The organism is Paenibacillus humicus NBRC 102415 (assembly GCF_004000905.1).
Taxonomy (GTDB): domain Bacteria; phylum Bacillota; class Bacilli; order Paenibacillales; family Paenibacillaceae; genus Paenibacillus_O; species Paenibacillus_O humicus.
On record NZ_BIMD01000001.1, the window covers coordinates 1 to 22,643 of the forward strand.

At 61.0% G+C, this 22,643-nt stretch carries 22 protein-coding genes; 20 read left to right on the forward strand and 2 right to left on the reverse strand.

Annotated features, from left to right (window positions below):
- The 5 genes from PHU01S_RS00005 to PHU01S_RS00025 all read left to right on the forward strand — a co-directional run.
- Positions 1 to 980 (forward strand): ATP-dependent helicase C-terminal domain-containing protein (locus PHU01S_RS00005; protein ID WP_281279704.1); only part of this gene is annotated, 980 nt, incomplete at its 5' end.
- Positions 981 to 1,109: 129 nt separating this feature from the next.
- Positions 1,110 to 1,382 (forward strand): DUF1294 domain-containing protein, encoded by a 273-nt coding sequence (locus PHU01S_RS00010; protein ID WP_232313192.1) that lies wholly within the window; start codon positions 1,110 to 1,112, stop codon positions 1,380 to 1,382.
- Positions 1,383 to 1,534: 152 nt separating this feature from the next.
- Positions 1,535 to 3,607, forward strand: a complete 2,073-nt coding sequence (locus tag PHU01S_RS00015) for a HelD family protein (RefSeq protein ID WP_127505386.1) — start codon at positions 1,535 to 1,537, stop codon at positions 3,605 to 3,607.
- 355 nt (positions 3,608 to 3,962) lie between these two features.
- Positions 3,963 to 4,787, forward strand: coding sequence for an EcsC family protein (locus PHU01S_RS00020; protein ID WP_048748387.1), 825 nt, complete (start codon positions 3,963 to 3,965; stop codon positions 4,785 to 4,787).
- Positions 4,788 to 4,801: 14 nt separating this feature from the next.
- Positions 4,802 to 6,028 (forward strand): nitric oxide synthase oxygenase, encoded by a 1,227-nt coding sequence (locus PHU01S_RS00025; RefSeq protein WP_084781687.1) that lies wholly within the window; start codon positions 4,802 to 4,804, stop codon positions 6,026 to 6,028.
- Positions 6,029 to 6,149: 121 nt separating this feature from the next.
- Here PHU01S_RS00025 and PHU01S_RS00030 read toward each other — a convergent pair whose 3' ends face one another.
- Positions 6,150 to 6,371 (reverse strand): hypothetical protein, encoded by a 222-nt coding sequence (locus PHU01S_RS00030; protein WP_127505389.1) that lies wholly within the window; start codon positions 6,369 to 6,371, stop codon positions 6,150 to 6,152.
- A gap of 217 nt (positions 6,372 to 6,588) precedes the next feature.
- Between PHU01S_RS00030 and PHU01S_RS00035 the strand changes: the two genes are divergently transcribed.
- The 12 genes from PHU01S_RS00035 to PHU01S_RS25515 all read left to right on the forward strand — a co-directional run bounded on the left by PHU01S_RS00035 (position 6,589) and on the right by PHU01S_RS25515 (position 17,955).
- Positions 6,589 to 8,280 (forward strand): spore germination protein, encoded by a 1,692-nt coding sequence (locus tag PHU01S_RS00035; RefSeq protein ID WP_049867505.1) that lies wholly within the window; start codon positions 6,589 to 6,591, stop codon positions 8,278 to 8,280.
- The gene (locus tag PHU01S_RS00040) at positions 8,277 to 9,377 is read left to right on the forward strand and encodes a GerAB/ArcD/ProY family transporter (protein WP_164762913.1); all 1,101 of its coding nucleotides are present in this window, start codon (positions 8,277 to 8,279) and stop codon (positions 9,375 to 9,377) included. Before PHU01S_RS00035 ends, PHU01S_RS00040 begins: the two co-directional genes overlap by 4 nt.
- Positions 9,374 to 10,669, forward strand: coding sequence for a Ger(x)C family spore germination protein (locus tag PHU01S_RS00045; protein ID WP_164762914.1), 1,296 nt, complete (start codon positions 9,374 to 9,376; stop codon positions 10,667 to 10,669). Before PHU01S_RS00040 ends, PHU01S_RS00045 begins: the two co-directional genes overlap by 4 nt.
- Positions 10,666 to 10,848, forward strand: coding sequence for a hypothetical protein (locus PHU01S_RS00050; RefSeq protein ID WP_021881273.1), 183 nt, complete (start codon positions 10,666 to 10,668; stop codon positions 10,846 to 10,848). The genes PHU01S_RS00045 and PHU01S_RS00050 overlap by 4 nt, the downstream gene beginning before the upstream one ends.
- Positions 10,849 to 11,114: 266 nt before the next feature.
- Complete coding sequence (locus PHU01S_RS00055; protein ID WP_246029100.1) at positions 11,115 to 13,967, forward strand: Na+/H+ antiporter subunit A; 2,853 nt, start codon at positions 11,115 to 11,117, stop codon at positions 13,965 to 13,967.
- Positions 13,968 to 14,306 (forward strand): Na(+)/H(+) antiporter subunit C, encoded by a 339-nt coding sequence (locus PHU01S_RS00060; RefSeq protein ID WP_076355505.1) that lies wholly within the window; start codon positions 13,968 to 13,970, stop codon positions 14,304 to 14,306.
- The gene (locus tag PHU01S_RS00065; RefSeq protein ID WP_127505395.1) at positions 14,299 to 15,786 is read left to right on the forward strand and encodes a Na+/H+ antiporter subunit D; all 1,488 of its coding nucleotides are present in this window, start codon (positions 14,299 to 14,301) and stop codon (positions 15,784 to 15,786) included. The genes PHU01S_RS00060 and PHU01S_RS00065 overlap by 8 nt, the downstream gene beginning before the upstream one ends.
- Positions 15,786 to 16,265: a Na+/H+ antiporter subunit E gene (locus PHU01S_RS00070; RefSeq protein WP_076355509.1), complete on the forward strand. Its 480-nt coding sequence runs from the start codon at positions 15,786 to 15,788 to the stop codon at positions 16,263 to 16,265. Before PHU01S_RS00065 ends, PHU01S_RS00070 begins: the two co-directional genes overlap by 1 nt.
- Entirely contained in the window at positions 16,262 to 16,537 is a 276-nt protein-coding gene (locus tag PHU01S_RS00075) for a Na(+)/H(+) antiporter subunit F1 (RefSeq protein WP_127505397.1), read from the forward strand. The genes PHU01S_RS00070 and PHU01S_RS00075 overlap by 4 nt, the downstream gene beginning before the upstream one ends.
- Positions 16,530 to 16,931, forward strand: coding sequence for a monovalent cation/H(+) antiporter subunit G (mnhG, locus tag PHU01S_RS00080; protein ID WP_076355513.1), 402 nt, complete (start codon positions 16,530 to 16,532; stop codon positions 16,929 to 16,931). The genes PHU01S_RS00075 and mnhG overlap by 8 nt, the downstream gene beginning before the upstream one ends.
- Before the next feature lie 218 nt (positions 16,932 to 17,149).
- Entirely contained in the window at positions 17,150 to 17,680 is a 531-nt protein-coding gene (locus PHU01S_RS00085) for a GNAT family N-acetyltransferase (protein WP_083687945.1), read from the forward strand.
- 89 nt (positions 17,681 to 17,769) lie between these two features.
- Complete coding sequence (locus PHU01S_RS25515; RefSeq protein WP_164762915.1) at positions 17,770 to 17,955, forward strand: hypothetical protein; 186 nt, start codon at positions 17,770 to 17,772, stop codon at positions 17,953 to 17,955.
- A gap of 172 nt (positions 17,956 to 18,127) precedes the next feature.
- Here PHU01S_RS25515 and PHU01S_RS00090 read toward each other — a convergent pair whose 3' ends face one another.
- The gene (locus tag PHU01S_RS00090; RefSeq protein WP_127505399.1) at positions 18,128 to 19,627 is read right to left on the reverse strand and encodes a phytoene desaturase family protein; all 1,500 of its coding nucleotides are present in this window, start codon (positions 19,625 to 19,627) and stop codon (positions 18,128 to 18,130) included.
- A 161-nt stretch (positions 19,628 to 19,788) separates the two neighbouring features.
- On the opposite strand from PHU01S_RS00090, the gene PHU01S_RS00095 reads away from it, so the two are divergent.
- From PHU01S_RS00095 to PHU01S_RS00105, 3 genes are read left to right on the forward strand one after another with little or no spacing between them, the layout of a single operon-like run.
- Positions 19,789 to 20,931 carry a glycosyltransferase family 2 protein gene (locus PHU01S_RS00095; protein WP_127505401.1) on the forward strand — a complete coding sequence of 381 codons (1,143 nt, stop codon included), beginning with the start codon at positions 19,789 to 19,791 and terminating at the stop codon, positions 20,929 to 20,931.
- Positions 20,921 to 21,466, forward strand: a complete 546-nt coding sequence (locus PHU01S_RS00100) for a glycosyl-4,4'-diaponeurosporenoate acyltransferase CrtO family protein (RefSeq protein WP_076355521.1) — start codon at positions 20,921 to 20,923, stop codon at positions 21,464 to 21,466. The genes PHU01S_RS00095 and PHU01S_RS00100 overlap by 11 nt, the downstream gene beginning before the upstream one ends.
- On the forward strand, positions 21,456 to 22,604 hold the full coding sequence (locus PHU01S_RS00105) for a DUF3900 domain-containing protein (protein ID WP_127505403.1): 1,149 nt from the start codon (positions 21,456 to 21,458) through the stop codon (positions 22,602 to 22,604). The genes PHU01S_RS00100 and PHU01S_RS00105 overlap by 11 nt, the downstream gene beginning before the upstream one ends.
- The last annotated feature ends 39 nt before the right edge of the window (positions 22,605 to 22,643 follow it).

The window sequence follows — 22,643 nt, forward strand, 5'->3', positions numbered from 1 at the left end:
GCTTCGCTGCGGCGGAAGCGCCGGGCGGCCTGCTGCTCGCGCTGGCGTATCCCGACCGCATCGCGCAGCGGAGGCCGGACGGCCGCTTTCTGATGTCCGGCGGCCGGGGGGCGGCGCTGCCGAATCCGCAGCCGCTCTCGCAATGCGGCTATCTCGTCGTCTGCGAGCTGGACGACTCCGGCACGGAGGGCCGGATCGACCTGGCTGCTTCCGTCGAGCTCGAGGAGCTGGAAACGCATTTGCCGGAGCTTTTCCAAACCGAGGAGCTGGTCGTCTGGGACGATGGAGCGCAAGCCGTCCGCAGCCGCAAGAAGCTGAAGCTCGGCGCGATCACGGTCCGCGAGGCGCAGCTTCAGCAGCCCGATCCCGCCATGGTGTCAGCCGCGCTGATGGACGGAATCCGCAAGCTGGGCCTGCGCATCCTTCCGTGGAACCGCGCCTCCAGGCAGCTGCAAGCCCGCATGAGGCTGATGCATGCGATGCGTCCGGACTGGCCGGATGCCTCCGACGAGGCGCTGCTCGCAAGCCTGGAGCATTGGCTCGCGCCTTATGCGGTCGGCATCCGCAGCGCGGCCGGGCTGCAGAAGCTGGAGCTGACGGCAGCTCTAGACGCGCTGCTCGGCTGGGAGCGGCGCCGCCAGCTCGACGATTATGCCCCGACGCATCTCGCCGTGCCGAGCGGTTCCCGAATACCGGTCGACTACAGCGATCCTGAGGCTCCCTTCCTCGCGGTCCGGCTCCAGGAGCTGTTCGGCATGAAGCAGTCTCCGAAGGTCGGCGGCGGACGGCTGCCGATCGTCCTGCATCTTCTGTCTCCGGCACAGCGGCCCGTGCAGGTCACCCGCGATCTGGAGAGCTTCTGGACATCGGCCTACTTCGAAGTGCGCAAGGAGCTCAAGGTGCGCTATCCGAAGCATTACTGGCCCGAAGATCCGCTGCAGGCGCAGGCGACCAGCCGCGCCAAGCCTAGAGGCACCTGAACGCTGCGTTCCTTGTCGGTTGGCCTGATCTGCTCTTCATAGCGGCATGATCGCGGTCTGTATTCAATTCGGCACAGGCGGCTTCGCTGCCGAAGCTTTCAAAAGGAATACTGGAAGGAGTGAATCCATTTGACGAAGGCATTCCTGGCCATCTATCTGCTGGCGGCCAACGTCCTGGCTTTCGCCATGTTCGGCATCGACAAGGCGGCCGCTAGAGCGGGGCGGCGGCGCATCCCCGAGAAGAGGCTGTTCGCCGTCAGCCTGCTGGGAGGCGCGCCCGGCGCATGGGCGGGCATGAAGAAGTGGAGGCATAAGACGCTCCATAATTCCTTCCGGTTCGGAATTCCCCTGCTCATCGTCATTGATGCCATATGGGTGTATGCGGTATTGAAAATGATCTAGCCGCACTTGTTCCGGGCTTGCGGCCCGGATTTTTTTATTTCGTCTCGCAGAAAATGAAAGCGGCGCCACATTTCCGATTGCTGCCAGATTGTCTTCTGTGCTATAGTTACCTTTCGCTTTTTCCAAAAACCCACCCTTAGGAGGTAACTGGCATGAGTGCTCAAAGTGCCTATCAAGAGGAAGAAACACGGCTCGCAAGTGCCGTTAAGGACATCGAAGTCCAGCTGCGGGGCATCGGCCCCCGCTATACCGGCGACGATTTCACCGAGCAGATGCTCGACCTGCAGAGAGAGGAACGGGAGAGAAGGCTGGAGCTGGCGCGCAAGGAAGCCTACTTCGGAAGGATCGACTTCCAGGAGGAAGGCAAGGCGGATCCCAGCCCTCTCTACATCGGCAAGGCCGGAGTGGCCCGTTCGGGCTCGGACGAGCTGCTCGTCATCGATTGGCGCGCTCCGGTAGCGAGCCTGTTCTATTCGTTCAGCGGGGGGGAAGCCCCGGTCAATTATGTCTCCCCGGACGGGGAAATCGAAGGCACCGTCCATCTCAAGCGCAACCTGATGGTGCGCCGGGAGGAGCTGCTGAGGCTGGTCGACAGCTTCGTGCGCGGCCAGGAGGACGATGCCGTCACGGATGAGTTTCTGCTCTACCGGCTCGGCGAGAGCAAGGACAACAAGCTCCGCGACATCGTCTCGACGATCCAGCAGGAGCAGGACAAGATCATCCGCGCGGACAAAAATCTCGCCTTGTTCATCCAGGGCGTGGCCGGTTCGGGAAAAACGACGGTGGCTTTGCATCGCCTCGCCTTCCTGCTCTATCAATACGCCGGGCGCATCCGCTCGGAACGGATGATCATCTTCGCCCCCAACCGGATGTTCCTGGATTACATTTCGGGCGTGCTGCCCGAGCTCGGCGTCGGCGATATCGTCCAGACGACGTTCTCCGAATGGGCGATCGAGCTGCTGCAGAACGAGGTGTCGCTGCGCTCGCCTGCGGATACGATGGAATACTGGTTCGAACGCACTCACACAGCCGAGGAATGGCAGGAGGCTTCCGGCTTGCTGAAGGGGAGCCTTGCCTTCAAGGACGCGCTTGAGGCGAAGCTCGGCGAGCTGGAAGAGGGCATGGTGCCGACGGAACCCTTCGAGCCGCTGCCCGGCTTCCGCCTGAAGCCTGAGCAGATGAGCGAATGGTTCCATACCGATTACGGCGAGGAATCGATCATGCGCCGGCGCGACCGGCTTGCAAGCCGGATCAGCCGCTGGCTGGAAGGCGAGCTCAAGAGCCGCGGCGTGACGGACAAGAAGATCCGCTCCAAAGCGCTCGCGAAGCTGGCTTCCTTCAACAAGAAAATACCGTCCTATACCGCGCCTGCCCTATACCGGGCGCTGCTGGACGGCAAGTCTGCCTCCGGCGCGCTGCCGAAGGCGCTGGCCAAGGCGACCGCGCAGCGGATCAAAGCCGGAGAGGCGGAGCAGGAGGATCTCGCTCCGCTCGTCTATCTTCACATCCGCCTGCACGGACTCGGCCTGCCGCATTACGACCATATCGTCATCGACGAAGCGCAGGACTACTCTCCGTTCCAGATCGAAGCGCTCAAGCTGTGCCAGCGCCAGCCGTCGATGACGGTGCTCGGCGACTTGCAGCAAGGCATTCACGCTTACGCGGGAATCAATAGCTGGAGCCAGCTTCGGGATTTGTTCGCTCCCGAGCAGACCGGTTATTACGAGCTGGACCGAAGCTACCGCTCCACGATGGAAATCATCGACTTCGCCAACCGCGTGCTCGCCGGCATGTCGGGTGAAGTAAAACCTGCCGTTCCGGTGTTCCGCAGCGGCGATCCGGTCGAGGAGCTGGCCTGCGGCGGCGGGGACTGGGCCGGGCGGCTCGCAGACACGGTGCGGGAGTGGCAAGAGGAGAAATGGTTCCAGACGATCGCCGTCATCGGAAGGACAGAGGCCGAATGCGCGGGTATCCACCGGATCCTCACGGAGGCAGGCCTCGATGCGGCGCTCGTCCATTCCCGCCAGCCGGCGTACGGCGGCGGCCTCACGGTCGTGCCGGTCTATCTGTCCAAAGGGCTTGAGTTCGATGCGGTGCTCATCGCCGATGCGGGCGAAGCGGCGTACGGCCCGACCGACGCGAAGCTTCTGTATGTAGGCTGCACGAGGGCTCTGCACCGACTGCGGGTTCTGTATCAGGGCAGGCTGACCGGACTGCTGGCCTAAGGCTCCTCCGTCGCCCCGCCGGGTCCTTGCCAAGCCACAGCTCTGTATCAGGGCAGGCGGACCGGGCTGCCGGCCCAAGGCTCCTCCGTTGCCCCGCCGGGCCCTTGCCAGGCCCGGCTTCAGCCCGCTTGCCCGAACAGCCGCGCCTTCTGCTTGCCATCCGCAGGCCGACAGGCCCGGCTTTTTGGCTCTCCGTCTTGCCTCAGGGATTGCTCTCCCCGTTTCCGGGTAAACAATGCATAACCGCAACCTGGATGGCGCCTTCCCCGTAGGTGGGAGAGCGGGACGCTCCGGCATGTCCGCCGGTGATCCGTCCGCAACAGGCAAGCGTTGCACATAAGGAGGATTGGCTCTGATGTCCATTCATGCGGGAGGCGGCCTGGAGACGGCTGCGCAATTGAAATCGGCCTTGGCTGAAGTCGAGAAATGGGAAAAGGATCAAAAAAATCTGATGATTTGGGATCGGCTGTCGCGGCTGCCGTTCAAGATGCTCGACAAGATCACTCCCAGGATCGTTCATGAGAAGCTGGGCGTTGCGCTGGACGAGCTTGGCGGATATATACAGAACGGCGGAAAGTATCTGGTCGCGGGCCGCAAGGTCGGGCAGCTGCTGGCCGCATCCAATGCGAAGCGCGGGGGACCGGAGTCGGGCCCCTATTCGCTGGCGGTCATGGACGAGGCTGCCCGAAAGCTTGCCGGCGAGCGTACTTTGTTCGCGACGGCGCAGGGCGCGACGACGGGCATCGGAGGCATCTTCACGCTCGCCGTGGATATTCCGGCCGTGCTCGGCCTTTCGCTCAAGGCGATTCAGGAAATCGGCCTGTCGTACGGTTTTGATCCGACGCTCAAGGAAGAGCGGATCTTCACGGTCAAGGTCATGCAATTCGCATCCTCGGATATTGTCGGAAAACGTGCTATTCTGGAAGAGATCAATCAGCAGGCATCGGCCGGAGAGGAAGCGGCCCAAGCCGCGATTTCCCGCATCCAGGGATGGAGGGAGGTCATCAGCGTCTACCGGGACAACTGGGGCTGGAAGAAGCTGCTCCAGGCGATACCGGTAGCCGGCATCTTTTTCGGCGCCTATACGAACCGGGGGATGCTCAAGGACGTGACCGAAGCGGCGGAGATGCTGTACCGGAAGCGGAGAATTCTGGCCAGACTGGCCGAAAGCGGGGAATAGACAGCATGAGCAGCATGGAGGGCATCGATGCCTTGTGCCGGCAGGCGGAATCGTTTCTGCGCCGGTATTACGGGGAAATGGACAAGCCGCCGGAAGAGGCGGAAGAGCGGATCCGGGAGGTCGACGCCGAGATTCGCCGGACGGGCGCTTATGTCCACACGCCCGGTGAGCTGGCCTACGGGGGAAAGGCGGCCTGGCGCAACAACAGCCGCTGCATCGGCCGTTTGTTCTGGAATTCCCTTGAAGTCATCGACGCCCGCCATGCATCCACTGAGGACGAGGTGGCCGAATGCCTGTTCCGGCATCTGGAGAAGGCGGGAGCGGGGGGCAGGATCCGGCCGCTCATGACGATCTTCCGCAGCCGCTCGGAAGGCTCGGAAGAAATATCCATCTGGAACCACCAGCTCATCCGATATGCGGGTTATCCTTCGCCGGACGGCTCTTCGCCGCGCCGCGGCGATCCGGCATCCGATGAGTTTACGTCCATATGCCTGCGGCTCGGGTGGAAAGGAACCGGAGGCGACTACGACGTGCTGCCGCTCGTCATCGGCATCGGAGCCAGGGAGCCGAAGCTGGTTGAGATTCCGCCTCATCTGATTCAGGAAGTCGAGATCCGGCATCCCGACACGCCCGCCCTGGATCGTCTCGGCCTCAGATGGTACGCCGTGCCGGTCATATCCGACATGAGCCTGGAGATCGGCGGCATCCATTATCCGGCCGCTCCGTTCAACGGCTGGTATATGGAAACGGAGATCGGCGCCCGCAATTTCGCGGACGCCGGCCGGTACGACAGGCTTCCCGACGTTGCCGACGCCCTCGGCCTCGACCGCAGCAGCAACACGACGCTGTGGAAGGACCGGGCGCTGGTGGAGCTGAACCTGGCTGTCCTTCATTCCTTCAAGCGGGCCGGAGTCAGCATCGTGGACCATCATACGGCGGCGGATCAATTCATGCGCTTCCAGCAGCAGGAGCGGGAACAGGGCAGAGACGTGTCCGCGCGCTGGAGCTGGCTCATCCCGCCGGTATCCCCGGCGGCTACTGCGGTATGGCATGACAGCGCCATGCAGGAATACGATTTCAGCCCAAGCCTGAATTATCAGCCTCCGGCATGGGCACGCGCAGCCTGTGCTGCTCCCCGCCCGGCTCCGCCTGAATCTTCCGGAGCCGCGCAGCGGCCTGTCTTCGCCGAGACGGCAGGAATCAGGAGCGGCTGTCCCTTTCACGCGAGCCGCGGCAGCTAAGATGCCGGCAGGCTACCAAGCCGACCCAAGCAACCGGGTCGGCTTTTTGCCGTGCTCGTACATAGAAAAGCCGCCGCTCGCGCCGATGGGCCGGCCGGCAATCCGGCGGCTGTCGGGGGATTCAGGGAAGGCGGCGATGCATGCCGGATCCGTCCTCAGGCCGGAATTCCTCCATGGCAACGCTCCGGCCGATCCCGGCATAGTTGACGAGGACATCATTGAAGCTCACCTCTCCTTTGCGGCTTCTCAGCTCGGCATCCAGTCCGGCGGACAGCTTTTGTCCCGCCTTTTTTTGCCATGGGCTTGTATTGAGTAGGCTGCTCTGCAATTGCCATGCTTGCATTGAATAGGCTGCTCTGCAACTTGTCATGCTTGCATTGAATAGGCTGCTCTGCAATTGCCATAGGAGTGCCGCTTCAGGTCTTGCCGTTTCCAGCCGCCCCTGGGTTATCCGGAAGATGGGAATAAAATGAACCTCTCAAGCAGATGTTATCTTTATCCAGTCGGCCAAATAATGCAGGCAAGTTCATGAAGGCTTGCTAACCAGGGGTTGAAGCGAAATGAAGGGATGGGCCAAGCTTAAAAAATATGTCGTCGCAGATCTGTCGACGGAGCCTCCGGAATCCTTCTCTCTAGGAAACTGGGAGGCGGACGGCGCTGCTCGAGCCGAGAATACGCCTGTTATCGACGCGCTTCCCCATGTCCCGCCGCTGCTGGACGGGGAAGGCAATCCTTTGCGGCTTCAAGATAAGCTGGAGGAGAACATTTCGTGGCTGAAGAAGCATTTTTCCTATCCGCAGAACAGCGGACTCATCTTCCATTCCATCTCTTTGGGCAAGCATTCGAGACCGGTCATCGTCGTCTACCTCGACAGCCTGATCGAATGGCAGCATCTGAGCCGGACGGTCATAACGCCGCTGCTGGAAGCCGACCTTCCGGATGAGAGCCGGCTGGAAATTTCGGACATGGCCTCTTCCGTTTTTACGAACGGACAAATGGAATCCTCCTGCTTCATGGGAGACATCGCGAACGCCATCGTCATCGGCTCGGCGGTCGTCATCATCGACGGCGTCGACTCGGCGGGCATCCTGGATGTCGAGGGCATGGAGAAGCGGGCGCTGGAGGCTCCAAAAACGGAAAATGTCGTGCTTGGCTCCCAGGTAGGCTTCACGGAGGACATCCGTACGAATATATCGTTGATCCGCCGCCGTCTGAGCACCCCGGATCTCATCGTCGAATCGGGAGTGATCGGAAGCCTTTCGCGAACGCGGATTTCCTTCGCCTACTTGAAGTCGATCGCCAACGAGGAGCTCGTCAATGAAGTGCGGCGGCGCATCGCGTCTATCCGCATCGACTATATCGGCGACAGCGGGATGGTGGAGCAGCTGATCGAGGACCATCCCAATTCCATTTACCCCGGCATTCTCAGCACGGAGAGACCTGACCGGGTGGCGGCGCAGCTGGCCGATGGCTTTGTCGGCATACTGGTGGACAATTCTCCGTTCGCCCTGATCGTGCCGGCCCAATTTCCGTTGTTCCTGCAGACCGCCGAGGACAGCTATTTGCGCTGGCATTACAGCACCTTTCTGAGAATCGTGCGCAGTGTCGGCTTCTTCATGTCCCTTTACCTGCCTTCCCTCTATGTAGCCATTGCCAATTACCACCATGAAATGATTCCGACGACGCTCGTTCTCGCCATTGCCGGCACGCGCGAATCCGTGCCGCTTCCCGTCTCGGCGGAGGCGTTCCTGCTGGAATCGATGTTCGAGCTGATCCGGGAAGCCGGGGTCCGCATCCCGAGCGTGATCGGCCCAACGATCGGAATCGTCGGGGCGCTGATTCTTGGGCAAGCCGCGGTTCAGGCGAATATCGTCAGCCCCATCATCGTCATTGTCACCTCGGCCACGGCGCTTGCCTCCTATACGATTCCGAATTACAACATGCAGTTCACGACGCGCATCCTGAGATTCGTTTATTTGGCCTGCGCCTCTTTCCTCGGTCTGGTCGGCGTCATTCTGCTGTCTATCATGCTGTGGACGTATTGGATGGCGGGCAACCGCTTCGGAGTGCCGAGCCTGTCTCCTCTGGCGCCGCGGCGGCCGACCCGGGATACGCTGATCCGGGCTCCTTTGCAGAAGCAGGTGAAGCGGCCAATCTCGGTTCATCCGAAGGACATGAATAAAATTCCGGATGAGCAGAACGGCAACGACAGCATGGAATCCGGCCCTGCCAAAGGAGGAGAATCCTCTTGAATACGCATCGTATCGGCGTGCGCGAAACGGCATCGATCGGGATCATCTTCATTATCGCCAAGATTTTTCTTCCTTTTCAGAGGTCGCTGGCGGAAATAGGAGGGACGGCGGCATGGATCATCGCCCTCATCGCCGCCATGCTGTGCCCGCTCACCTGGTGGTCGATCCGGGGGGTTCTCCGCCATGCTTCGGGAGGCTCGACCTTGATCGAGGCGACGGAGGAGATATGGGGACCTTGGCTGGGGACGATATGGAATCTCGTCTATTTCACCTTTTTCTTTACGATTACGTTTCTCGTGCTTCGCGAGTTCTCGGAGCTGCTGGCCTCCGACATTTTGCCGCGAACGCCGATGAACATCATCATGATCGCCATGCTGATTCCGATTGCGGTCGTGGCCTATGCCGGACTGGAAGCCATCGGCCGCTTCTGCTGGTCGGCTGCTGGCCTGATCGTGGCGAGCGTCGTCATCGTGCTCATGGGAGGCCTGATGACCCATTTCGAGCCGGACGCCTTGCTGCCGTTCTGGGGCACGGGACGCTCGCAGGTGCTGTCGCTTGGCCTCGTGAAGAGCTCCTTGTTCTCGGAAATGCTCGTTTTCGGCTTTCTCCTTCCCCGCTTGAGAAAGACAAGCCAGTGGCCGAAGGCTGCCTGGTGGTGCATGTCGGTATCGGCCTTCACGATCTTCATTACGACGTTCGTTTACTTATTCGTTTTCCCTTATCCGACGGCCATCCGTCTGAATGTGCCGATGTTCGAGCTCAGCCGGCTCGTCATTTTCGGCCGATGGATCCAGAGGCTGGAAAGCGTCTTTCTCATTTCCTGGCTCATCTGCGCCGTCGTGAAGCTGGCCATCGGCTTATACTGCTCGGCGGCCACGCTCTCTCAGATGATGAAGCTGCCGAAGGTCCAGCCGGTTATCTTTCCGCTCGCTCTTCTCGTGTACGCTTGTTCCATTCTTCCCGGCAGCGAGATGGAGGCCGTATTATGGGATGGCCAATATCTGCGGACGTACGGCTCGCTCGTGAGCATCGGGATCCCCATGCTGACCTGGCTCCTCGGCATGATCAAGAGCAAGCTGAAGGGGCAGCAGACATGAGGCGCTTTCTGAGAGCGATGCTGGCGCTGCCGATGGTCGGACTGCCTCTATTGTCCGGCTGCTGGGACCGGCTTGATCCCGAGAACATGGCGTTCATCATGGCCGTCGGCGTCGACCCCGGCCCGAGCAGCAATTTCATCTATACGTTTGCAGTTGCCATGCCGAAGTCCAGCAACGCCGCCGCAGGCGGAGACAGCTCCGGCGGGAGCCAGGAGCAGATCGTCGACGTCTTCTCCCAGGAGGCGTCGAATCTGACCGCGGCGCTGATGGCCAGCCAAAGCTATGTCGCGAGGCGGCTGACCCTGATCCATTCCAAAGTGTTCGTTCTTGGAGAAAGCCTTGCCCGCAAAGGCGTCATGCCGGTATTGGGCGAGGTTGTGCGCAACGACGAATTCCGGAGAACGGTCAACGTCATCACGACGAAGGGGAGGGCGGATACGTTCATCCATTCCATCAAGCCTACGATGGAAAAAGACATCAATCTCTGGTTCGAGCTGGAGCTGGACCCCCACAATATCGGGGCTGTCACTCCGCATCACTCCCGATTCCACGATTTCATCGTCGATATGGAGCGGCCAGGCACCGGAGCGACGACAATCCTGTCCGCGGCTCGGCCCGATATCGAGAGGGGCAAGGCTCGCATTGCGGATGAAGATTCGGACAAGAAGGCTTCGCAGCCCATAGAGGGCGACCAGTATGCCGGAACCTTGCATAGGTCGGGCGAAACCCCGATCGACTTTTTCGGAAGCGCGGTATACCGGGGGGAAAGAATGGTCGGCTTTCTTACGGCTTATGAAACGATCATGATGAACATGCTGCGCGGGGAGTTCGAGAAGACGACGCTGGAATTCCGCGATCCGTCCGACGAGAAGCTCACGCTCAGCATCATCATGAGCGCCCAGAAAAAGCCCGACATGGACATCAAGAGGAACAAGGATGAAATCGAGGTGTCGTTCAAGGTGCGGATGGAGGGAGATCTGATCGGTTCGTTCTCGAAGCTCGATTATACGCTTCCGCAAAACCAGAAGAAGCTGGAGACTTCCGTCGAAGAGCAATTGAGGGACCGGACGTCCAAAATACTGGACAAAACGATGCATCAATGGAGCACGGATTGCTTCCATATCGGCAATCACGTCAGGGCGACATTTCCCACGCTGCAGGATTGGTACGCATTCAAGTGGAGAGACCATATCAAGGAGACCAAATATCGGCTGGATATCCGCTTCCAGATGCGCAGGCATGGAGACCAGGTTGGACCTGCTGTGGAAGGAGACAAGATGAATCTGAAATGACACAAAACCTGAAAATCGCGTTCATTGCGCTGTTGTCGATATGGGCAAGCCTTTATGTCGGAGTGCTGATCCCTTCGCTATGGAGGCAAAAAAACTTCCGGGGAGCGATCATCATCGCCATTCTTTCCGCATCGGCTCTGACGATGCCGGTAGCCATTACGCTGATCAAGGAAGGTTGACACGGGCATAGGCTGCGGCTGCTATTCTTCGGCTTGGATACGGCTCGGAATTCCGTTTTTACACCCGCGTGATTTGACAATCTGCTCGTTCCAGGGTAGACTGACAGAAATCGAGTGCCCAATCGCATACAAGTTTTTTTCGGAGGAGCCTGCCACCAGCGGGCTCTTTTTGCGTTTTTTCGGGTATGTAACAAGAAATGCAATTACTTTGGCCTGCGATTGGGAACCATTGGTAGAGAACGAAGTCCGCAAGAGGAGGTAAGCAGTTGATCTTCATCGTCGTCTTTTTCCCTTTTCTGCTGGCCGCCTTGCTGCCGCTGCTGTCCCGCCTGTTCGGACGCGTCCATGCCGGCTGGCTTGCGCTGCCTGCGCCAGCTCTGCTGCTGGTCTATTTTGCTTCGCTGCTCCCGAAAGTAAGCGGGGGGACGCCCATCGAGGCCTCCATGCCATGGATGCCTTCGCTGGATATCCGCTTCGATCTGTCGGTCGACGGCCTCGGCCTGCTGTTCGCGCTCCTCATCGGGGGCATCGGGGTGCTCGTCACCTTGTATTCGGTGTTTTATCTCGACAGGAACAAGGAAGCGGTAACCCGCTTTTATGTCTGCCTGCTGCTGTTCATGGGAGCCATGCTCGGCGTCGTGCTGTCCGATCATCTCATCGCGCTGTATGCGTTCTGGGAATTGACCAGCGTATCGTCGTTCCTGCTCATCGCCTTCTGGCATCAACGGCCGCAGTCCCGCGACGGGGCGATGAAATCCATGCTGATTACCGTGCTGGGCGGATTGTCCATGCTGGCCGGCTTCCTGCTGCTGTACCTGCAGACGGACACGTTCAGCATCCGGAAAATCATCGCTCTCGCTCCCGAGCTTCCGGGACATTCCTTGTTCGTCCCGGCCATGCTGCTCATTCTGCTCGGGGCGTTCACCAAGTCGGCCCAGTTCCCTTTCCATATCTGGCTGCCGGATGCCATGGAAGCTCCGACTCCGGTAAGCGCCTATCTGCACTCCGCGACGATGGTCAAGGCAGGCTTGTACCTGGCTGCCCGCATGACGCCGGTCTTCGCCGGGCAGGCGGTCTGGTATTCCATGCTGATCGGAGCCGGCCTGATCACGCTCTTTTACGGTTCGTTCCGCGCGTTCAAGCAGACCGATCTCAAGGCGCTGCTCGCCTATTCGACGATCAGCCAGCTCGGTCTCATCATGGCCCTGATCGGGCTCGGCTCCGTCCATTCCGGATCGGAAGGAGGGCTGGAATCCATGCTCTCCGCAGCGGCGCTTGCCGCCGCCATCCTGCATCTGGTCAACCATGCCGCCTTCAAAGGAACGCTGTTCATGGCGGTCGGCATCGTCGACCACGAGACGGGAACGAGGGATATCCGCAAGCTGGGGGGACTGATGGCTCTGATGCCGGTCACCTTCACGATATCGCTGCTGGGGGCGCTGTCCATGGCGGGAGTGCCGCCATTCGGCGGTTATATCAGCAAGGAGCTGTTCTTCGCCTCCGCGCTGGACGCCTGGAGGCACGGCTTGCCTCTGCGGACTCCGGTCGTTCTCGTGCCGCTCGTCGCCTGGCTCGGCAGCGTGTTCACATTCGCCTACAGCCTGCGGTTCATTCTCCGCACCTTCGGCGGACGGGAGAGCGGCCGACTGGAGAGGCGGCCGCATGAAGCTCCTGCCGGCTTGCTGCTGCCTCCTGCCGTGCTCGGGGCGGCCGCCCTGCTGCTGGGCCTCGCCCCGGGCTTGACGGCGTCTCCTCTCGTCGCTCCGGCTCTTGCGTCGATCCATCCCGCAGCGGCGGAAGCGGAAATGCATTTCACGCTCTGGCATGGGCTCACCACCGAAGTATGGATGACCGCCGGCGTCTTCGCGCTTGGCACGGGAATCTTCTTCCTGCAGCGCAGAGCGGCGCTGCTCCGCGATCCGCTGCCGGCGCCTGTCACCCTGAACGGATTGTATGGGGGAGTTCTCGGAGGCATGGACCGGGCAGGGCGCCGGCTGACGTCGCTCTATATGACCGGCTCGCTCCGCCATTACACGATGTACTTGTTCGGCTTCCTCATCCTGGCTCTGGCCGCTACAGCGGCCGCGACGGGAGGAATCGCGATTTCCTTGAAGGGGCTGGCGCCGGTAACGGTCTATGAAGCCGTCATCCTGACTGCTCTCATCGCCGCTGCCGCCGCCGTGCCGTTCGCCAGATCGAGGCTGATGGCGATCATCCTGACCGGCGCGGTCGGCTACATGGTCGTCCTGTTCTTTGTCGTCTTCCGAGCGCCGGATCTCGCCCTCACGCAGATCATCGTCGAAACGGTATCGGTCACGCTGTTCCTGCTCTGCTTCTACCATCTGCCGGCCTTGAAGAGGGACCGGGAATCGCTGCGGTTCCGGCTGCCCAACTTCATCATCGCGCTGGGAGTCGGGGCCGTCATGACGCTGATCGCCCTCGCGGCGTTCAGCGGACGCTCCTTCGAGTCGATCTCGGACTATTACCTCAAGGAAAGCTACCGGCTGGCCGGGGGCAAAAACGTCGTCAACGTCATCCTGGTCGACTTCCGGGGCTTCGATACGATGCTGGAGATCGTCGTCCTCGGCGTGGCCGCTTTTGCGATCTACGCCTTGATCCGCCTGCGCCTGCCCCAGGATGAGCCGCGGGAGGGGGCGGACGCCAGGGAGAAGGAGTTCCGCCTCGTCTACGAGGACGTCCGCAGCAACGACGTCATCCTGCGGACGCTGGCCAAGGTCATCATCTTCATCATCCTGACCTTCTCTCTCTATCTGCTCTTCGCAGGCCATCACGAGCCTGGAGGAGGCTTCATCGGAGCGCTGATGACGTCGTCCGCGCTTGTGCTGCTGTCCATGGCGTTCGGAATCAAGACGGTGCGCGAGGCGATGCCGGTCGACTTCCGCCTGATGGCGGCGGCCGGCATCGGAGTGGCCGTCCTGACCGGTGTCGGCTCGATCGTGCTCGGCGTCCCGTTCCTGAGCCATACGTTCGGTTATGTGGACCTGCCTGTGTTCGGCAAAAACGAGCTGGCAACGGCCGTAATCTTCGATCTTGGCGTCTATATGACCGTCGTCGGCATCACCATGACCATCATCCTGGCCATCGGGAGGGACAAGTAAATGGAACTGTTCATGTCTCTAGCCGTCGGCATCCTGTTCGCCGTAGGCGTCTATCTCATCTTGTCCAAAAGCCTTCTGCGCATCGTGCTCGGAACTTCGCTGCTCACGCATGGAGTGCATCTGCTGCTGCTGACGATGTCCCGGCTCAAGGCGGGCTCCGCGCCTCTGCTCGGGGAAGGGGCGGAGCGGTACACCGATCCGCTGCCGCAGGCGCTCATTCTCACCTCGATCGTCATCAGCTTCGGGGTGACATCCTTGTTTTTCGTCCTTGCCTATCAGACGTACAAGAAGCTCGGGACCGACGATATGGAACAGCTGAGGGGGCAGGAGCATGAATAACCTCGTCGTCCTGCCGCTCCTGTTTCCTTTATGCACCGCCATCATCCTCTTCTTCTTCAAGGAGAAGATCCGGCTCCAGCGGGCCATCGCCGCCGCCGGCATGGGAGCGACGCTGCTTGCATGCGGCCTGCTCCTGACTCAGGTGCTGCGCAGCGGCACGCAGACGCTGAACATGGGAGGCTGGATGCCGCCCTACGGCATCGTCTTTGTCGCCGACCCCTTCGCCGCGCTGCTCGCGGCTGCGGCGACGCTGGTGTCTTCGTTCTGCCTGCTGTACGCCTTCGGCACGGTAGGGAAGGAGCGGGAGAGATTTTACTTCTATCCGTTCTTCCATCTGCTTCTTGCCGGAGTCAACGGCTCGTTCCTGACCGGGGATCTGTTCAATCTGTTTGTCTGCTTCGAGGTGATGCTCATCTCCTCCTATGCGCTCATCGTGCTCGGCGGAACGAAGATCCAGCTTCGGGAGACGATCAAATACGTTCTCGTCAACATCATCTCCTCGACGCTGTTCGTGGCGGCGGTCGCTTATCTGTACGGTGTGGCGGGAACGCTCAACATGGCGGACCTGTCGGTGAAGGTCGCGGCTGCGGGGCAGGGGGGAATCCTGAATGTCATCGCCGTCTTTTTCCTCGTCGTCTTCTCGCTCAAGGCGGGCCTGTTCCTGTTCTTCTGGCTGCCCGGCTCCTACAGCGCGCCGCCGATGGCTGTCGCGGCGCTGTTCGGCGCCCTGCTCACCAAGGTCGGGCTGTACGCGCTCGTCCGCACGTTCACGCTTATATTCCCGAACGATCCGGCCATTACCCATGCCTGGATCGGCTGGATGGCAGGAGCGACGATGGTGCTCGGCGCCGCCGGCGCCATGGCCTACCGGAGGGTGCTGTCGGTGCTCAACTACAACATCGTCATCAGCATCGGCTTCATCGCCTTCGGGCTTGCGGTGTCGAACCGCTCTTCTCTTGAAGGCGTCGTATTCTACCTGCTTCACGACATGGCTGCCAAGGCTCTGCTCTTCCTGCTGGCCGGCCTCATCCTCCAGGCACGGGGAACCGACCAGGCGGCTAGGCTGGGCGGGCTCATCCGCAGCCAGCCCTGGATCGGCTGGATGTTCTTCACGGCCGCGCTCGCGATTGCCGGGATACCGCCGCTCAGCGGCTTCGGCGGCAAGCTGCTGCTCGTGAAAGGGGGCCTGCAGGGGGACAGCTTCGTGCTGACAGCCATCTCGCTGGCCTCGAGCCTGATCGTCCTGTACACGCTGATCCGCTTGTTCATGGATGTGTTTTTCGGAGAACCGAAGGAAGAACCGGCTGCCGCGGCCGCCGCCCCGATGCGCGGACATGTCGTCCTGGCGGGTGCGCTGTGCGCAATCGTCGTGCTGATGGGGTTCGGCTCGGAGTGGATCTATCAGGCCGCCAGCGCCGCCGCCGGCACGCTGTCCGATCCATCGAAATATATTGAAGCCGTATTGAAGGAGCCGGTCTGATGGCATCCCAATTCCTGATCAACCTCATCATTGCATTTCTCTGGATGTTTCTGTACAACGACTTGACCTTTCCGAGGTTTCTGGCGGGTTACGGCCTCGGCCTGCTGTTCATCGCCGTCCTGAACCGTTTCCTCAAGAAGGAATTCTATCTTCGCAAGGTGCTGGCCGTCATCAGGCTGCTCGGCATCTTCATCCGCGAGCTGTTCTCCTCCAGCTTCAAGGTGCTCTACCAGATCGTGAAGCCGCGGCTGGACATGCGTCCGGGCATCGTCGCCATCGATACGGAGCTGAAGTCGAGCTGGGAGCTGACTCTGCTCGCCTGCCTCATCTGCCTGACGCCGGGCACGCTGACGCTGGACGTATCGGATGACAACCGGGTGCTGTATATCCACGCCATCGACATCGGCGACGCCGAGCAGCTGAAGGAGCAGATCCGCAGCACCTTTGAAAAAGCGATCATGGAGGTGACGAGAACATGATGAACTCTATGCTTGAGATCTCGCTGGCGCTGCTGTCCCTCGCAGCGGCCGGCTGCATGTACCGGCTGCTCAAGGGACCGTCGATATCGGACCGGATCGCCGCACTGGATACGATCGGCATCCTGCTGCTGTCGATGATCGCCGTGCTCGGGATGCTGGAGGGAACGTCGGCCTACTTCGACATCATTCTGGTCATCGGAATCGTCACCTTCATCGGCACGACGGCTTTTGCGAGATACATCGAGAGAGGGGCGGTGTTGGAGGATGAATGACCTCTGGTCCGCGGCATCAGGGCTCATGGTGCTGTTCGGCTCCATCATCAGCCTGTTCAGCGCGTTCGGCCTCATCCGCCTGCCGGATGTGTATCTCCGGTCGCATGCGGCTACCAAGAGCGCCACTCTCGGCGTCCTGTTCATCCTGACCGGCGCTTTCCTGTATTTCGCCGCCGTGCAAGGGCAGTTCAGCGTCAAGCTGCTGCTCGGCATCGTGTTTGTCTTCCTCACCGGACCGGTGGCGGGCCATTTGAATGCCCGCGCCGCATACCGGACGGGTGTAGGCATGTGGGACAGGAGCGTGCGCGACGATCTCAAGGCCGCCTTGAAAAAGGAGCGCGAGGAAGCCGAATCGAAGAGGACGGAGCTCATCCGCCGCTCGGAGGCGGACTGATTCCCTTGTCCAAGGAGCAGCGGAGGCTGCTGCCAGTCAACCGAAGCCGGCTGCCGCAGCCGGCTTTTTTTTTCGACTTCAAGCCGGCCAGGAAGAGCCGGCTCTGTTCATTCTGCCGTCCAAGAAAGAAGTCCAGCATCCTCCGTCCCCGAGCTGGAAGACTTTCCCTAACCGTCCCGTTATGGTAGAGTGGGAAAAAAACTTGCGGGGGTGCGGAGATGGAATCCGAAGCGCTGATGGGCATCCGCGACGCGAAGCCCGGCGATGGGGCAGGAATAGCCGCCGTTCAGGTCGGCAGCTGGCGGACGACGTACAAGGACATCGTCGATCCGGCCTATCTGCAGGCGATGGAGGCCGGACCGAGACAGGCGATGTGGGAAAGGACTCTGGCCGTTCCGGATTCAGGCTCCTGCACGCTCGTGCTGGAGAACGGGGATGGAAGGATCGTCGGATTCCTCAAGGCCGGCAAAAGCCGGGACCTGGCGGAGGAAGGCAGCGCGGAGCTGTACGTGCTTTATTTGCTGGAGGCGTACCAGGGAGCGGGATGGGGAACGGAGCTGTTCCGTACGATGCGGGGAAGGCTGCAGGATTTGGGCTACCTCACTCTGCATGCATGGGTTTTGGAAGGCAACCCGGCGATCTTCTTTTATGAAAAGATGGGGGCGAGGGATTACGGCATGCAGGAAACGGTCGAGATCGGAGCAAGGACCCATATCGAGCGCTCCATGGAATGGAAGACCATTTTCTGATTAAAAAGAAGCATGCATAGAGAAACAATAGCAGGTATGGTAAAATATGCCTCATTGCTGCCTGTTGTAGTGATGGGAGAGTTGAATGGATGATAGCGCTCTTCGGGCGTGTAGCCGTGTTGCTATGCACATATGTTCTGATTTTGCTTGGCCCGTTCGGCTTTTATTTGGGAGGCCTGTTCCTGCTTCTGCTGGGCATCCACCTCGGCTGGATGTATATCGATGAAGTCGACAACCGGCCCCACATCAAGTACGGCCGCAAATGGAAGCTTTGAACGGCCGGAGCTGATCCGGCCAGAGCCGGAATCGGGCTCGCCCGCGCAGAAGCCCGCTTGCGGACCGGATGGTCCGGCAAGCGGGCTTTTTGTCTGCAAGGCGATTCCATGCCTGCCGCGCATCTTCTTTCAAGGCTTCGCTGTCATCCGGTTGAACCTGAAGCGAGAAGCTCTACATCGCCTGATAGCGGGCGAGATCCTCGCGGATGAGATCGGCGGTCAGCTGTCCGCTCAGAGTGACCATCGGCACGCCGCCGCCGGGATGGGTCGAGCCGCCGACGAAATACAGCCCTTCGAGCGCCGTGCTGCGGCTCGGAATCTTGAATCCGCCATTCAGCTTGCGGTCGGTCACCGTGCCGTAGATCGAGCCGCCGTTGGCCCCGTACAGGCTGCGCAGGTCATCGGGGATGAACTGCTCCTCGTAGACGATATGCCCGCGGAGGCCTTCGGCGCCCATCCGCTCCAGCTTGTCGAGCACGAGGCCGCGATAGCGCTCGCGGTGCCGCTCCCAGCTCTCTCCTTCGGCAAGCGGCGGCACATGGGTCAGCACGAACCAGTTCTCGCAGCCTTCCGGTGCCTGGCTGGAATCCGACTTGGACGAAATTCCGACATAGACGGTCGGATCGTCCGTCGGCATCCTGTCGACGAACATGTCGCGGAATTCCCGCTCGGGATTCCGGGAGAAGAAGAAATTATGATGCTTGAATGCCTCGTAGCTGCGGTCCACGCCGAGCAGCAGCACATGGCCGGATACGGACGGCTCGTATTTGTCGAGCTTCTCGGCGGCGCGCCGGCTGCCGGGAGCCTGCGCCAGCAGGGAGCTGTGCGCCGGAATCGCCTCCAGATTGCAGACGACGAGATCGGCCTCCACCGTTTCTCCGCCGGCCAGCTCCACACCGGCCGCCCGTCCGTTGGAATCGAGGATGCGGACGACTTCCGCTCCGGTGCGCACTTCGGCTCCAAGCTCGTTCAGCAGCTTGAGCTCGGCCTGGGCGATGCCGTACATGCCGCCCGTGACGAAGTAGATGCCGAGGCCCATCTGCACGTAGACGAGCTGCGATAGGACGGCAGGCGCCGCATAGGGGGAAGAACCGACATACATCGCGAAAAATTGGAAGATTTGCCGCAGATGCGGATGCTTCATGTAGCTCTCCGTGACCTGGGCCATCGATTTCATCGGATCCATCGCCAGCAGCTCCTTGAGGGAATGCTGCTGCCTGAGATCGGACAGACCGCTCAGGGAGCGGCTGTAGAAGCTTTTCATGCTGAGATCGTACTGCTTTCTCGAGTAATCGAGGAACGTCAGGAAGCTTTCACGGTCCTGCGGAGACAGCTCTGCGATGCCGTCCAGCATAGAGGGCAGATCGCCGACGAGATCCAGCATCTTGCCGTCCTCGTATATTCCGCGCCACTGCGGCTCGATTCTCTGGATGCCGATATAATCATGCAGATTGCGCCCGGCAGAGGCGAACAGCTTCTCAAGCGTCCAGGGCATCGTCAGGATGGACGGTCCGGTATCGAAGGAATACCCCATTCCGGAACGGACATTCAGCTTGCCGCCCCCCCGCTCGTTTTTTTCCAGCACTGTAACCTTATGCCCGTCGGCGCTCAGCCGGATCGCGGCCGAGAGTCCGGCCAGGCCGCCTCCGATGACGACGATGTCTTTGCTCATTTGTTCTTTCCTCCTTGGATTAGGGATGCCGAAACCGTCGATACTGGTTAACATCCGGCATATATACCATTTTTAACCATTGTGGACCGTATTCTCTCTCTCGATACGGGGGGAGCTTTCAAAGATTTCGAGAATGCCGCCAAAACAAGGAGGAGATCGGCATGTGGATGGGATGGATCTGGCAGGGGCTGCTCATCGGTTGCGGCCTGCTGCTGATCGGCTGGGGGAGAGGAGGAAGGAACAGCCTGGACCGTTTCGGGAGCAAAACCTTTGCGAGCGCTGGCTCGTCAACCGGAATGGAGATCAGCGTCATCGTGCCTGCGCGTGATGAGGAAGCCAACCTGGAGGAGCTGCTTCCGCTGCTGCAGTCGATGGTACCGGCTCCAAGGGAAATCATCGTGGTTGATGACGGATCATCCGACGGGACACGGCAGAGCGCCGTCTCCCGCGGCGTCGCTCTGGTCGAAGCCGGCCGCCTGCCGGCCGGCTGGCAGGGCAAAGCCTGGGCTTGCGCCCAGGGAGCGGATGCCGCCGCGGGAAGCCGCCTGCTGTTTCTGGATGCGGATGTGCGGCCCGCGCCCGATCTGCTGCGGCTGCTTGCGGAAGCCGCCGGTGAGGGCGGCTGCGTGACCGTGCAGCCGTACCACCGGATCGGGAGCGCCGCAGAGCATTTCTCCGCCTTTTTCAATGCGGCCGTGCTGGCCGGCTCCGGACGCTTCTCTCCGGTAGCGCGGCGCGGCCGGGAAGGCTCGTTCGGACCTTGCCTGTTCTGCAGCCGGGATGAGTATAGGATGGCCGGAGGCCACGCGTCCATTCGCGGCGAGGTGCTGGAGAATGACCGCCTTGCGGCGCGTTTCCGGTCGGCAGGAATGCCTTGCCGGGCTTATGCGGGCGGGAGCAGGCTGTCGTTCCGCATGTATGAGGGCGGCTTGAAGGCGATTGCGGCGGGCTGGGCCAAAAGCATCGCGCTAGGCGCGGCGTCCGCGCAGAAGCGGATGCTGGCGCTGACGATTCTATGGATATCCGGGTTGTCGGGCGCCGCGATCGGAGCGGTGTCGGCCGCCGCGAAGGCTGTTTCCGGACAGCCGCAAGCGGCTGAGCTGGCCGCCTGCCTTTTCCTGTACGCCTTGGCCGCTTGGACCTGCCGCAGGGCGTTCCGTCTGGCGGGATCGTTCAGCGTCTGGACATATGCGCTCTATCCGCTCGGCCTGGCTTACTTCTGCGGCGTATTCGCGTACGGCCTCTATCGTTCCTTTGTCAGGCGGCGCGTATCGTGGAAAGGCAGGGATATCGATGTGGCTTGAGCCTGGAACGACGGCTACGATCTTGCTGGACGCAGGCGTCCTGGTCCTGCTGCATGCCGGTTCGGTGGCTTCCGCGCTGAGGCGTCCCTGGCAGCGGTACGACAAGGATGCCGGCATGACGCGGCTGCTGCCGTTCGAGCGGGATGGGCGCTGGTATGAGAGGAAGCTCGGCATCCACAAATGGAAGGACAGGCTTCCCGACGGGGGAGGCTGGATTCGGAGCGGCTTCGCCAAGAAGCGGCTGCTGTCGGCCGATCCGGATTACCTCCGGCGCTTCGCTGCCGAGACGAGGCGCGGCGAGCTGGCGCATTGGCTGATGTTCCTGCCGCTTCCGCTGTTCGCCGTCTGGAACAATGGACTCGGCGTGGCGATCATGGCGGCCTATACGGTCGCGGCCAATCTTCCTTGCATTCTCGTGCAGCGCTACAACCGGGCCCGGCTGCTGAAAGTCATGTCGCGCCGGGAAAGGTTGTGCTATCCTAATAGGACAGACCAATACAGCGCGAAGGAGCTGCCCGGAGACCATGGAATTTGATGTGCAGTTTTTGAGCTTCTTCGTCATCCAGACCGATGGGGAGAGCGCGGACAGCGGCAAGCGGTTCAAGCATTTCCAGACGATGGACGGAGAAGATTACGAGGACAGTCCGCTCAAGGATTTCCTCACCGGCGAATTCGCCCGTATCGTCAAGCGCAAGGCGGAGCGCAATCCCGCTTCGGAATCGGTGCCGACCAAGATCGGACGCTTCCGCGTCGAGCCGGGGTACGAGATGGACAGCAATCCCGACTACAATCTGCTGCAGCGGCTGCGCAGCGCCGAGGATGCCGAGCGGTTCCACAGCATAGCCGACGAGCTTGTCCGCATCTATATGGATACGTCGGCAGTCCGCGGCGGCGCGCTCATCGCGGTGCAGGCCACGCTGTCCAAGCTGTTCGACCAGCCGTTCCTGTTCATCCTGAAATGCGATTTCGAGCCGAAAATAGCCCGCATCGCGGACGAGAGAAGCCTCATCTCCACCGTGGAGATGGCCATCAGCGCGCGCAGCATGAAATCGATCCTCTATCCGCATATGCCGGAGGAGGGAATGATGGATTCCTGGGAGGTCAAGCTTCACCAGGCCTCGCATGCGAGATACTTCGAGGATTTCCTGAAGTTCGTCAGCTATGAGCGTCCCCTTCCCGAGGTGATGGGCGAGCAGGTGCTCGAAATGGTGCAGCAGTACATGGAGGACAAGTGGCAGGATGATCAGGGCCATCTGCGCAAGGAAGAGGAGGAGGCGGTCGAGATCTGGGCCGCATCGGACAAGCGCGAGCTGCTGGAGAGATGGACCCCGGAGCAGGTGTTCGCCGCTTCGGCCGTTCTCGTGGAGCAGAAGGAGGATCTGGCGCTCAGCTTCAAGCTTGGCGGAGTCCAGGTCAAGGGACTGCTGTCCGACTTCGGCAAATCGCTGCATTTCGCCCGTCACAACGGCCGTTACGTGGCCGTCCTGGAAGGAGACTTCTTCCAGTTCGAGCGCGGGATTTCGCCCGTCGAGCTCATCCATCCGCCGGAGCTTGAGGAAGTGATGAAAGTGATCGGCGCGGAGGAGAGCGGGACCGCCGTTCCGGAAGGCGATGGCGCGGCCGGACAGGCCCAGGCGGCCGCCTCTGCGGAGGATGACGACGTTCCCTGGTAAGCGTCGAGGGCAGCGGTCCGAAACCACATGGGGAGGAGT